The sequence below is a fragment of the Streptomyces sp. NPDC002324 genome (assembly GCF_053593335.1).
Map to the genome: position 1 here is coordinate 1 of NZ_JBSFCF010000037.1, position 12,488 is coordinate 12,488.

At 71.9% G+C, this 12,488-nt stretch carries 10 protein-coding genes and 1 pseudogene; 2 read left to right on the forward strand and 9 right to left on the reverse strand.

Annotation, left to right across the window (positions count from 1 at the left end; all coding sequences use genetic code 11):
- Positions 1–528 (forward strand): alpha/beta hydrolase (locus ACWCRJ_RS34745; protein ID WP_450943011.1); only part of this gene is annotated, 528 nt, incomplete at its 5' end.
- A 79-nt stretch (positions 529–607) separates the two neighbouring features.
- Here ACWCRJ_RS34745 and ACWCRJ_RS34750 read toward each other — a convergent pair.
- The 3 genes from ACWCRJ_RS34750 to ACWCRJ_RS34760 form a co-directional block, all read right to left on the reverse strand.
- Complete coding sequence (locus ACWCRJ_RS34750) at positions 608–2,827, reverse strand: NADP-dependent isocitrate dehydrogenase (protein WP_450943012.1); 2,220 nt, start codon at positions 2,825–2,827, stop codon at positions 608–610.
- Positions 2,828–3,023: 196 nt separating this feature from the next.
- Positions 3,024–4,106, reverse strand: coding sequence for a mechanosensitive ion channel family protein (locus ACWCRJ_RS34755; RefSeq protein ID WP_450943013.1), 1,083 nt, complete (start codon positions 4,104–4,106; stop codon positions 3,024–3,026).
- Positions 4,107–4,430: 324 nt separating this feature from the next.
- Positions 4,431–5,393, reverse strand: coding sequence for a lysylphosphatidylglycerol synthase transmembrane domain-containing protein (locus tag ACWCRJ_RS34760; protein WP_450943014.1), 963 nt, complete (start codon positions 5,391–5,393; stop codon positions 4,431–4,433).
- A gap of 173 nt (positions 5,394–5,566) precedes the next feature.
- On the opposite strand from ACWCRJ_RS34760, the gene ACWCRJ_RS34765 reads away from it, so the two are divergent.
- Entirely contained in the window at positions 5,567–7,459 is a 1,893-nt protein-coding gene (locus tag ACWCRJ_RS34765) for an ABC transporter ATP-binding protein (protein ID WP_450943077.1), read from the forward strand.
- Positions 7,460–7,556: 97 nt separating this feature from the next.
- On the opposite strand, the pseudogene ACWCRJ_RS34770 reads toward ACWCRJ_RS34765, so the two are convergent.
- The 6 genes and pseudogenes from ACWCRJ_RS34770 to ACWCRJ_RS34795 all read right to left on the reverse strand — a co-directional run.
- Positions 7,557–7,820 (reverse strand): annotated as a pseudogene (locus tag ACWCRJ_RS34770) (DUF6766 family protein); the annotation flags it as partial.
- Positions 7,821–7,915: 95 nt separating this feature from the next.
- The gene (locus tag ACWCRJ_RS34775) at positions 7,916–8,671 is read right to left on the reverse strand and encodes a metallophosphoesterase family protein (RefSeq protein WP_450943015.1); all 756 of its coding nucleotides are present in this window, start codon (positions 8,669–8,671) and stop codon (positions 7,916–7,918) included.
- Complete coding sequence (locus tag ACWCRJ_RS34780) at positions 8,668–8,976, reverse strand: BON domain-containing protein (protein ID WP_450943016.1); 309 nt, start codon at positions 8,974–8,976, stop codon at positions 8,668–8,670. The genes ACWCRJ_RS34775 and ACWCRJ_RS34780 overlap by 4 nt, the downstream gene beginning before the upstream one ends.
- Positions 8,960–9,577: a nucleotidyltransferase family protein gene (locus tag ACWCRJ_RS34785; protein ID WP_450943017.1), complete on the reverse strand. Its 618-nt coding sequence runs from the start codon at positions 9,575–9,577 to the stop codon at positions 8,960–8,962. Before ACWCRJ_RS34785 ends, ACWCRJ_RS34780 begins: the two co-directional genes overlap by 17 nt.
- Before the next feature lie 116 nt (positions 9,578–9,693).
- Positions 9,694–11,184 carry a peptide ABC transporter substrate-binding protein gene (locus tag ACWCRJ_RS34790; RefSeq protein WP_450943018.1) on the reverse strand — a complete coding sequence of 497 codons (1,491 nt, stop codon included), beginning with the start codon at positions 11,182–11,184 and terminating at the stop codon, positions 9,694–9,696.
- A 40-nt stretch (positions 11,185–11,224) separates the two neighbouring features.
- Positions 11,225–12,430, reverse strand: a complete 1,206-nt coding sequence (locus ACWCRJ_RS34795; protein WP_450943019.1) for a 3-hydroxybenzoate 6-monooxygenase — start codon at positions 12,428–12,430, stop codon at positions 11,225–11,227.
- Positions 12,431–12,488: the final 58 nt, after the last annotated feature.

The window sequence follows — 12,488 nt, forward strand, 5'->3', positions numbered from 1 at the left end:
GCCGGCCACCAGCTGGACGCCGAGCGCATCGCCGTGGCCGGTGACTCCGTGGGCGGCAACATGACCGCCGCGCTGACCCTGATGGCCAAGGAGCGGGGCGACGTCCCGCTGGTCCACCAGATCCTCTTCTACCCGGTGACCGACGCCTCCTTCGACACCGGCTCCTACCACCGGTTCGCCGAGGGCTACTTCCTGCGCCGCGACGCGATGCGGTGGTTCTGGGACCAGTACACGACCAGCGAGGAGCAGCGCGCCGAGATCACCGCCTCACCGCTGCGCGCCACCCCCGAGCAGCTCACGGGGCTGCCCCCGGCCCTCGTGATCACCGCCGAGGCCGACGTGCTGCGCGACGAGGGCGAGGCGTACGCGAACAAGCTGCGCGAGGCCGGGGTGCCGGTGACCGCCGTGCGGTACCAGGGCATCATCCACGACTTCGTCATGCTCGACGCCCTGCGGGGGACGCACGCAGCCGAGGCCGCCATCGGCCAGGCGATCGCCACTCTGCGCACGGCCCTCGGCACCGGCTGATCGCGGGACCCGGGGGAAAACAGCCGACCCCGGCCGGGACTGATCCCGGCCGGGGTCGGCGTCATGCGTGGGCGTGGGCTCAGGCGAAGTTCGCCAGCGCCTCGTTCCACGTGGCCGACGGGCGCATGACCGCGGCGGCCTTGGCCGGGTCGGGCTGGTAGTAGCCGCCGATGTCGGCCGGCTTGCCCTGGACGGCGATCAGCTCGTCCACGATCTTCCGCTCGTTCGCCGTGAGGGTCTCGGCGAGCGGGGCGAAGGCCTTGGCCAGGTCGGCGTCGTCGGTCTGCGCGGCCAGTTCCTGGGCCCAGTACAGGGACAGGTAGAAGTGGCTGCCGCGGTTGTCGATGCCGCCGACGCGACGCGAGGGGGACTTGTCCTCGTTGAGGAAGGTCGCCGTGGCGCGGTCGAGGGTGTCGGCGAGGACCTTGGCGCGGGTGTTGCCGGTGGCCTCGGCGTACTGCTCCAGGGACGGGACCAGGGCGAAGAACTCGCCCAGGGAGTCCCAGCGCAGGTAGTCCTCCTTGACCAGCTGCTGGACGTGCTTCGGGGCGGAGCCGCCGGCGCCCGTCTCGAAGAGGCCGCCGCCCGCCATCAGCGGGACGACCGACAGCATCTTGGCGCTGGTGCCCAGCTCCAGGATCGGGAACAGGTCGGTGAGGTAGTCACGCAGCACGTTGCCGGTCACCGAGATCGTGTTCTCGCCGCGGCGGATGCGCTCCACCGACAGCTTGGTGGCCTCGACCGGGGCGAGGATCCGGATGTCCAGGCCCTCGGTGTCGTGCTCCGGCAGGTACTGCTCGACCTTGGCGATCAGGTTGGCGTCGTGTGCGCGGGTGGCGTCCAGCCAGAACACCGCCGGGTCGCCGGTGGCGCGGGCACGGGTGACGGCCAGCTTCACCCAGTCGCGGATCGGGTCGTCCTTGGTCTGGCAGGCGCGGAAGATGTCACCGGCCGAGACCGCCTGCTCGATCACCACGTCGCCGGCCTGGTCGACGAGGCGGACCGTTCCGGTGGTCGCGATCTCGAAGGTCTTGTCGTGGGAGCCGTACTCCTCGGCCTTCTGCGCCATGAGGCCGACGTTCGGGACCGAGCCCATGGTCGACGGGTCGTAGGCGCCGTTGGCGCGGCAGTCGTCGATCGCGACCTGGTAGACGCCGGCGTAGGAGGAGTCCGGCAGGACCGCGAGGGTGTCGGCCTCCTGGCCGTCCGGGCCCCACATGTGGCCGGACGTGCGGATCATGGCCGGCATCGAGGCGTCGACGATGACGTCGGACGGCACGTGCAGGTTGGTGATGCCCTTGTCGGAGTCGACCATCGCCAGCGCCGGGCCCTCGGCCAGCTCGGCGTCGAAGGAGGCCCTGATCTCGGCGCCCTCCGGCAGGGCCTCCAGGCCCTTGTGGATGCCGCCCAGACCGTCGTTGGGGGAGAGGCCGGCCGCGGCCAGCGTCTCGCCGTACTTCGCGAAGGTCTTCGGGAAGTACGCGCGCACCACGTGACCGAAGACGATCGGGTCGGAGACCTTCATCATCGTGGCCTTGAGGTGCACGGAGAACAGCACGCCCTCCGCCTTGGCGCGGGCGACCTGCGCGGTCAGGAACTCGCGGAGCGCCGCGACGCGCATCACGGAGGCGTCGACGACCTCGCCGGCCAGGACGGGTACGGACTCGCGCAGCACGGTGGTGGAGCCGTCGTCGCCGACCAGCTCGATCCGCAGCGAACCGGCCTTGGAGATCACCGCGGACTTCTCGGTGGAGCGGAAGTCGTTCTCGCCCATGGTCGCGACGTTCGTCTTGGAGTCGGCGGACCAGGCGCCCATGCGGTGCGGGTGGGTCTTGGCGTAGTTCTTGACCGAGGCGGGGGCGCGGCGGTCGGAGTTGCCCTCACGCAGGACCGGGTTCACGGCGGAACCCTTGATCTTGTCGTAACGGGCGCGGATCTCGCGCTCCTCGTCGGACTTCGGGTCGTCCGGGTAGTCCGGCAGCGCGTAGCCCTGGCTCTGCAGCTCCGCGACGGCGGCCTTGAGCTGGGGGATCGACGCCGAGATGTTCGGCAGCTTGATGATGTTCGCCGCGGGCGTCTTCGCCAGTTCGCCCAGTTCGGAGAGGGCGTCGGGGATGCGCTGCCCTTCCTCCAGGTACTCCGGGAAGACGGCGATGATGCGTCCGGCCAGCGAGATGTCACGGGTCTCGACGGATACGCCGGCCTGCGAGGCGTACGCCTTGATCACGGGCAGGAACGAGTGGGTCGCCAGGGCGGGCGCCTCGTCAGTGTGCGTGTAGATGATGGTCGAGTCAGTCACCGGGTGCTCCGCTCCACGTCTGCAACATTGCTCGACATCAAGATATCTCGTGCGGGGGAGGGACTCGACAGGGGTCGGTGTGTGCGGGGGCTCACCACCAATCTTTCTCGCCCCCGTCAAGGACTCGGGGCTCCGCCCCGGACCCCGGTCGCGCAGTTCCCCGCGCCCCTGAAGAGGGGCGCGGGGAAGCGCGCGGCTACGGGGCGACCTCGACCGAGGACTCCCGCTGGTGGGGGATCTCCACGCTGCCGCCGCCCGTCTGGAGGGTGATCGCGCGGCGCGGCACGGGCACGCTGATGCCCTCGGCGCGATAGCGCTTGTGCAGCCGCTTGATGAACTCGTGCTTGATCCGGTACTGGTCGCTGAACTCCCCGACCCCGAGGATCACGGTCATCCCGATGCGCGAGTCGCCGAAGGTGTGGAAGCGGACGGCGGGCTCGTGGTCGGGGACCGCGCCGTCGACCTCCTTCATGGTCTCGGCGATGACCTCGTTGGTGACCCGCTCGACATGCTCCAGATCGCTGTCGTAGCCGACGCCCACCTGCACGAGCAGGGTCATGTCCTGCTCGGGCTGGTTGAAGTTCGTCATGTTCGTGCCGGCGAGCTGGCCGTTGGGGATGATCACCAGGTTGTTGGAGAGCGACTTGATCGTCGTCTGCCGCCAGTTGATGTCGACGACATAGCCCTCCTCGCCGCTGCTCAGCTTGATGTAGTCACCCGGCTGGACCGTCTTCGAGGCGAGGATGTGGATGCCCGCGAAGAGGTTGGCGAGGGTGTCCTGAAGGGCCAGCGCCACCGCGAGACCGCCGACGCCCAGTGCGGTGACCAGCGGGGCGACCGGGATGCCCAGGGTCTGCAGGATCACCAGGCAGCCGATGGCGAGGACCGTGACCCGGGTGATGTTCACGAAGATCGTGACCGAACCCGCGACCCCGGCCCGGGACTGGGCGAGCGAGCGCACCAGACCGGCGATCACCCGGGCCGACGTGATCGTGGCGACCAGGATGAACAGAACCGTCAGGGACTGGTTCACGTTGTGCTGCACGGTCTTCGTCAGCGGCAGCACCGCCGCCGCGGCCGCCGCGCCGCCGACGAACGCGCTCCAGGGGACGAGGGAGCGCAGTGTGTCGACGATGACGTCGTCGCCGCCCCAGCGGGTCTTCGTGGCGTGACCGCCGAGCCAGCGCAGCAGCAGCCGCAGCAGGAACGCGGCCAACAGGCCCGCGGCCAGGGTGATTCCGGCCACGAGGTAGTCGTCGAGGGTGAGGGCCCGGGTCATCGGCCGCCTCCCGAGGGACGCGGGGAGCGGCTCCAGAGCCGTATGTGATGTGTCGTCACCTTGCCACCTGCTCGAAATCGAGATGCACGATCAGCGCCTGCCCGGACGCGTGTACGACGTCGGGCGCGACCGCTCATCCTGCCGTATCCGCACGACTGATCGGCACCGGACCTGCGCGGATCGGCCGACGACCGGCCCCGCGTCCCCGGGAATGTCCGGATGTGCACCGCGGTACGGCCACCCTCCCGTTCCGGGATCGCCCGCATCCGCCCCCGGGCCCCCTCGGCCGGCATCCGGCCCCTCGCCCCCCTGTCTCACCCCACGTCAGATCACCTTCAGCCGGACCAGCGCGCCGAGCGTCAGCGCGCCCGGCAGCAGGGGGAGCCAGACCGTGATGACCCGGAACGTCAGCACCACCGCCGTCGCCACGGCGAGCGGGCCGCCGGCCGCGACCAGGGCGACCACGAGTGCGGCCTCCACGGTGCCGAGACCGCCCGGAGTCGGTACGACGGCGACCGCGACCGTGGCCGCGAGATAGGCGAGTGCCATGTGCGCCACCGGCACGCGAAGCCCCAACGCCAGCCCCACGCTGACCAGTACGCCCGCCTGGAGGGCCGGGAACGCGAGCGAACCTCCCCAGAGCGCCAGGACACGCGCCGGCCGGGTGTGCACCGCACGGGCCTCGCCCAGCGCCGTGCGCACGAAGCCGAACACGGCCGCGCGCAGGCGTCGTACGAGCAGCACCACGGCCACGGCGGCGCACGCGACGGCAACCGCCGTGACCAGCAGGGGAGCAGACGTACCGGCAGGAAGGAGCGGTCCGAGCCGCAGCGCCCTGGGGAACGCCAGCAGCAGGGCCAGCAGCAGGCCGACGCGGGCGACGGACTCGGCGAGCACATACAGCGCGAGCGCCGCCGAGGAGCGGGGCAGCGACACCCCGCACACCGTCATGAACCGCAGGTTCACCGCGCTCGCGCCCAGCCCGGTCGGCAGCAGATGGTTCGCCGCGCCCGCCGCGAACTGGGTGGCCAGCAACCGCCCCGCCGGCAGCCGCTCCACGAGCGCCCCCTGCCGGGTCACGGCCGCCGCCACCCACGTCAGGCAGGTCGCGCCGACCGCCGCGGCCAGCCAGGGCCGGCGTGCCGACGCCAGATGGGCGAGACCCTCGACGAGAACGTCACGGTGCCGCACCGCGACCACCAGCACCAGGGCGAGGGGCAGCAGGCAGAGGATCCGCCGTACCGGTACCCGCCCGGCCGGGCGTCGGGGGAGTGGTATCGCTGTCACACCGGGAGAGGTTCTCCGTGCCCGGCCAACAGGGGGTTGCGGGCGCGCGGACGGCGGTCGACCGGCGGCGGACTTCACCGCGCCCGGGCCCACCGTCCCCACCACGCCCCGGCGTACGCCGTCCCCGGCTTGACCTCAAGCTAGGTCGAGGTCCTAGCGTCCTTCGTATGAGTATGGAGACCACCGCCTGGACCCAGCTGCAGGGCCTGATGACCGCCCGGCAGCACAGCCGCCCCTTCGCCCGCGCGACGCTACGGCGTATCGGCGCCTTCGCCCGTCCACATCGTCGCCGTATCGCGTGGTTCGTCGCCCTCAGTGTCGTGACCGCGCTGCTCGCCGTGGCGACGCCGGTGCTCGCGGGGAGCGTCGTGGACGTGATCGTGTCCGACGGTGACGAGACACGCGTCGTCCGCCTTGCCGTGCTCATCGCCCTCATCGCGGTCGCCGAAGCGGCGCTCGGACTGCTCGGCCGCCGCCTGTCCGCGACGCTCGGCGAGGGACTCATCCTCGATCTGCGGACCGCTGTCTTCGATCATGTGCAGCGCATGCCGGTCGCGTTCTTCACACGTACTCGTACGGGAGCGCTCGTCAGTCGTCTCAACAACGACGTCATCGGCGCCCAACGGGCCTTCAGCAACACCCTGTCCGGAGTGGTGAGCAACCTGGTCACCCTGCTGCTCACCCTCGCCGTCATGCTCACGCTCTCCTGGCAGATCACCCTCCTCTCCCTCGTCCTGCTGCCCGTCTTCGTGATCCCCGCCCGCCGCATGGGCCGCCGGATGGCCCGGCTCCAGCGGGAGGCGGCCGACCTCAACGCGGCGATGGGCACCCGGATGACCGAGCGCTTCTCGGCGCCCGGCGCCACCCTCGTCAAGCTGTTCGGACGGCCGGACGACGAGTCCGCCGAGTTCGCCGAACGCGCCGCCCGGGTCCGGGACATCGGCATCCGTACGGCGATGGCGCAGTCGGCGTTCATCACCGCCCTCACCCTCGTCTCGGCCCTCGCGCTCGCCCTGGTGTACGGCCTCGGCGGCTGGTTCGCGCTGCGCGGCACCCTGGACGCGGGCGCGATCGTGTCCCTGGCACTGCTGCTGACCCGGCTGTACGCGCCCCTGACCGCGCTGGCCGGGGCACGCGTGGAGATCATGAGCGCCCTGGTGAGCTTCGAGCGCGTCTTCGAGGTACTGGACCTCAAGCCGCTCATCGAGGAGAAACCGGACGCCCGCGAGGTGCCCGAGGGCCCGGTGGCCGTGGAGTTCGACGACGTCCGCTTCGGCTACCCGTCCGCCGACAAGGTCTCCCTCGCCTCCCTGGAGGAGGTGGCCTCCCTCGACACCCGGGGCGGCACCGAGGTCCTGCACGGCGTCTCCTTCCGCGCCGAACCCGGCCAGACCGTCGCCCTCGTCGGTTCCTCCGGCGCCGGCAAGTCGACCGTCGCCCAACTGCTGCCCCGGCTGTACGACACGGACGCGGGGGCCGTCCGCGTCGGCGGCATCGACGTGCGCGACCTCAGCGCGGCGTCGCTGCGCGGCACCCTCGGCATGGTCACCCAGGACGGCCACCTCTTCCACGACACCGTGCGGGCCAACCTGCTCCTGGCCCGCCCCGACGCCACGGACGACGACCTGTGGGACGTCCTGCGCCGGGCCCGCCTCGACGACCTCGTCCGCGCCCTGCCCGACGCCCTCGACACCGTCGTCGGCGAACGCGGCTACCGGCTCTCCGGCGGCGAACGCCAGCGCATGACCATCGCCCGGCTGCTCCTGGCCCGCCAGCGCGTCGTCATCCTCGACGAGGCCACCGCCCACCTCGACAACACCTCGGAGGCAGCGGTCCAGGAGGCCCTCACGGAGGCACTGGAGGGGAGGACGGCCGTGGTCATCGCCCATCGTCTGTCGACCGTACGGACGGCCGACCAGATCCTCGTGGTCGAGGCCGGCCGGATCGTGGAACGCGGCCGGCACGAGGAGCTGCTGGCGGCGGACGGGCGGTACGCGGAGCTGTACCGGACGCAGTTCGAGAAGACGGCGGAGCCCGAGGTGGAGGCGCCGGTCGGCGCCGTGTAGGACCGGCCGAGAGGACGTACTCCCTCCAGGAGTCGGGCGCCTGAAGCCCCCTCAGCCGCTCCTCGTCGTAGGCCGCCACACCCGTGCTCGACGCGGGGCGGGCGCGCGGCCCCACCCGCTGCTCCTCGTCCCACTCGCTACCGATGCTGTCCGGGTGCTCGGACTCCGGCGAACCGCGCCGCACCAGCCAGACCGTGAGCAGGAGACGGAGGAAGAACGGCAGGTACTCGGACTGCCGGCTCTGCCGCCGTACGCCGCCGGTCGACCGACCCGCAGCCGGTCGCCGGCGGCAGGACGGCTCCCGCCGCCGTCCCCCGTCCCCGCCGCCAGGGCGTCCAGGGCATCCCGTCCGGCCGTCCACCTCGGTGTCCGGGGGACGGTGACCCGGCCCCGGGGCACACCACGGGTGCCGCGCGAGGGGCCGGGGCCGCCGTCCCCCGGCCGGGGCAGCGGCCGTTACGGACCCTCCGGCCGCGTGGTGCGCGGCGGGTGCACCGGCAGCCGGTACACCGCGAAGGCGCGCCGGATGACCGGCTGGGCGACATTGCGCACCCGCACCCCACCGCTCGTGATGCCGTGCTCGGTGCCCAGGTGGGCATGGCCGTGGACGGCGAGGTCGGCGCCGGACTCGTCCATCGCCTCGGCCAGCAGATAGCTGCCGAGGAAGGGGTAGATCTCCAGCGGCTCACCGACGAGCGTGTCCGGTACGGGGGAGAAGTGGGTGAGCGCGATCCGCACCGCGCAGCCGTCCCGCGCCAACGCGTCGAGGGCCCGGCGCAGCCCGTCCGCGAGCCCCCGGGTGTGGCGGACGAATGCCTTCATCTCCGGTTCGCCGAACTCGCTGCCGCTGCGCCCGGCGAAACCGCCGCCGAACCCCTTCGTCCCGGCGACCCCGACCCGTACGCCGTCGACCCGGACGACGGTCCCCTCACCCTCCAGGACGGTCACGCCCGCGTCCCGCAGCACGGCCGTCACGTCCTCGGGCCGCTCGGCGTGGTGGTCGTGGTTGCCGAGGACGGCGATCACGGGCACCGGCAGTCCCGCCACCTCGCCGGCGACGACGCGGGCCTCGTCCGGTGTGCCGTGGCGGGTGAGGTCACCGGCGAGCAGCAGCAGGTCGGCGTGGTCGGGCAGGGTGTCGAAGGCCGGGCGCAGCAGACCGCGGCTGTCCGGCCCCAGATGGATGTCCCCGACGGCCGCGACGCGGATCACGACAGCTCCTCGGGACGGTGGTCGGGCGCGGTGACGTCGGCCAGCGCGATGTCCGCCCGCAGGGCCACTCCCGGCAGTTCCTCCGCCGCGATGCGCAGGACGGTGTCGCGATCGGCCGCGGTGGACGCCGTACCGGTGATGTGCACGGCGTCGCCGCGCGCCTCGATCCGCATCCCGAGTTCGGCCAGATCGCTCCGGGCGAGCCGCTCCTCCAGATGGGCGATGCGGTACTCGGTGTGCGCGGCCGGGCGGGCGGCACGGTCGCCCGGTCCGCCGGCCGGTGGGTGGTCAGGTCCTGTCGCCATCGCCGGTCTCCTCCGGCTCGATCACGTCGAGGCGCTCCAGCAGGTACAGGAAGGCGGCCGGCATCGGCTCGGCACCGCACTCGCGCCGCACCCGGCTCCAGTCGATCTTCTCGCGCAGGGCACGGGCGATCGGCAGCACGGCACCGAAGTCGCAGTAGTGCTCGGAGAACGCCAAGAGCCGGCCGACGAGCAGATCCGTCGCCGCGAGCACGGGCATCCACACGGACTGGACCGACAGCGTCTGCGCCCGGTCCAGCTGCGCGCGGCTGACGGGCGCCCGGGACGGCCGGAAGATCAGGTCGACCTCCTGGCCCTGGCTCCGGGTCTTCAGCAGCCAGTCCTCGGGCGGCTGGACCACGGCCAGCCCCGCCGTCTCCAGCGTGGCGGTGACCGCGTCGATGTCCTCCGGCAGTACACAGAAGTCGACGTCGTGCTGGAGCGTCCCCGGCCCGCCGTGGGCGTACACCGCGACGCCGCCCGCCAGCGCGAAGGGGTGCCCACCGGCCTTCAGCAGCGAAGCGACCTCCTTCGCCGCTTCGAGGATGGCCTGGGTCCGGTCGGGAGGAAGCCCGTCGTCGTCCGGGCCGGCGAGATCGCCCATGCCTTCCACGATAGTGCGGCCCGGACCGATGGCCAGGCGTGCGGGCCCGGACAGGCGAGAGGCCCGCCGTCGCGGCCGGGCCGCGGTGACGGGTCTCGCGCGAGGGGGTCGGTCGGTCAGTCCTCCAGCGTCACATCGAACAGATCCAGCTGCAGCAGCGGAGTGACGGTGACGTTCCTGGTCCGGGTGGACCAGCCCGACTCCACCTTCTGGTACCACAGCGGAATCGCCGGCATGTCCTGCAGGATCTTCTCCTCCGCCTGCTGGTAGAGCGCCCAGCCCTCCTGCTCGGTCGGGGCCGCGTCCGCCTCGGCCAGCAGCGCGTCCACCTCCGGGTTGGAGTAGCCGGAGCCGTTGACCGCCGCGCCCGTGCGGAAGATCGGGTTGAGGAAGTTCTCGATGGACGGGTAGTCCGCGACCCAGCCGGAGCGGAAGACGGTGGTGATCTTCCGTTCGTTGATCAGCTTGCGGAACTCGCCGAAGGTCGGGACCGGCGCGTACCGTGCCTCGACACCCAGGGCCGCGGTGATCGTTTCGCAGGCCGCGTCGATCCACACCTGGTTGGCCGAGTCGTCGTTGGAGGTCAGCTCGATCGGCCCCTGGAAACCGGACGCCTCGAACAGCGCCCTCGCCTTCTCCGGCTGATAGGTGCACAGCTCCCCGCCGGCCCCACCGCCGTACCCGGGCACGATCGGCGGCACCAGCCCGTCGGGGAGCATCTTGTCGCCGTCGAACGCCTTGTCGATCACGTACTGCCGGTCGATGGCCATGGAGAGCGCCTGACGCAGACGCGGGTCGCCGAAGCGCTCGTCGTGCATCGGGAACGAGATCGACTGCACGCCCATGTACGGCTTGGAGACGCAGCGCCCGGCCAGCTCCTCCTTGTACCGGCCACCGTCGAGCGCGTCCGCCGGGACGAAGTCGAGATAGTCGAGCTTGTTCGCCACCACGTCCGCGTAGGCGTCCTCGAGCATCCGGTAGAACCGGAACTCCACACCGTCGACGTGCGGTTTACGGACTCCGGCGTAGGCGTCGTAGCGCGTCAGCAGGATGTGCTCGCCGGCGGTGCGCGAGTCGAAGCGGAACGGCCCGTTGCCGACCGGGTGGGCCTCGAACGCCTCGCGGTCGGAGAAGAAGGCGCGCGGCAGCGGGAAGAACGCGGTGTAGCCCAGTTGGGTCACGAACGCGGAGAACGGCGCCGACAGGGTCACCTCGAAGGTGCTGTCGTCGATCACCTTCAGGCCCGACAGCTCGTCCGTCGATCCGCTCTGGGTCGCCTCGTAGCCCTGGATGTGGGAGAGGTACTCGGCGCCCTGCAGTCCGTTCGGGCCGTAGGCGGTGTAGTTCCAGGCGTCGACGAAGCTCGCGGCGGTGACTGGGGTCCCGTCGTGGAACGTCCATCCCTCGTGCAGGGTGATCCGGTAGACCCGGGAGTCGGCCGAGTCCATCGACTTCGCCACCGCCGGGCGGGGTTCGGCCGTGTGCGGGTCGTACTCGACGAGGCCGGTGAACAGGGCGTTCACGATCTTCACGCTGTCGCGCTCGGTCGCGTCGCCCGGCACCAGCGGGTTCTCCGGTTCGGTGCCGTTCCAGCTGATGATGTTCATACGGGTGCGTCTCCTCATAGGTGTTGTCGGGTGGCGGTGATCAGCCGGCCGCGTACGCCGGGCGCGGGTCCCGGGCGTCGGCCCGGGCGCCGTGCAGCCACTCGACCCGGTCGTGCAGGTCCCGCACGGACAGCGCGCCCAGCACGGCGTCGCGCCGCCGGGCCGCCTCACCGGTCGCGTGGTAGAGCCGGCGGCCCATCTCACGGGCGGTCAGCTGGGCGGCGGCGGTGCGGTCGCGCCGTTCGTCGGCGAACTCCTCGAAGTGCCCCTCGAAGTCCGCCTCCTCGGCGCCGATCAGGTCACCGAGCACCACCGCGTCCTCCAGGGTCTGGCAGGCGCCCTGGGCCGCGTACTGCAGCATGGGGTGGGCCGCGTCGCCGACGAGGACCACCCGTCGGTCGGTCCACCGCCGGACCGGGTCGCGGTCGCAGAGCACCCACGAGCGCCAGTCCTCGCCGAGGCCGAGCAGCCTGCGGGGGGTCTCGCCGAGCCGGGGGAACGCGGCGAGCACCCGGGCACGGGACACGGGGGTGCCCGTCACCTCCTCCGTGGCCCCGTCGTCGACGGTGGCGGCCAGGTTCAGGAACCTGCCGTTGCCGATGGGGTAGTGGACGAAGTGCCGGTCGGGACCGGCCCACAGGGTGACCGTGTTCCAGCGCAGTTCCTCGGGTACCGCCTCCATCGGGATCACGGAGCGGTAGATGGTGTGACCGGACACCCGGGGCCCGCCGTCCCCGACCAACTGCCCGCGCACGGCGGAGCGGATGCCGTCGGCGCCGATCAGCGCCGCGCCGCGCACCCGTTCACCGGAGGCCAGGTGCACGGTCACGCCCGCGTCGTCCTGCGTGTAGTGCGCCACCCGGGCGCGGGTGCGCAGCCGGACGGCGGCCGAGGCCCGGCAGGCCTGCAGCAGCGGTGCGTACAGGTCGACGCGCCGGACCACCGCGTAGGGGTTGCCGAAGCGCCGACGGTACGTGTCGTCGAGCGGCAGGCCGGCGATCCGCCTGCCCGTGGTCCCGTCCATGAGGCACAGCTCGTCGATGTGGACGGCCCGGGCCCGGACCGAGTCGCCGACGCCGAGCCGGTCGAGCGCGTGGAACGCGTTGGGCGCCAACTGGATGCCCGCGCCCAGCTCGGTGAAGTCGCTGCGACCCTCCAGCACCAGCACCCGGTGGCCCTGGCGGGCGATGCTCAGCGCGGTCGCCAGCCCGCCTATGCCGCCACCTGCGACGATTATCTGCGCCATCTCGCTTCCCGACTCCCTGGTCGTGGCGGTTCGTTCGGTCGTGCTCGGGCCGCCGGCG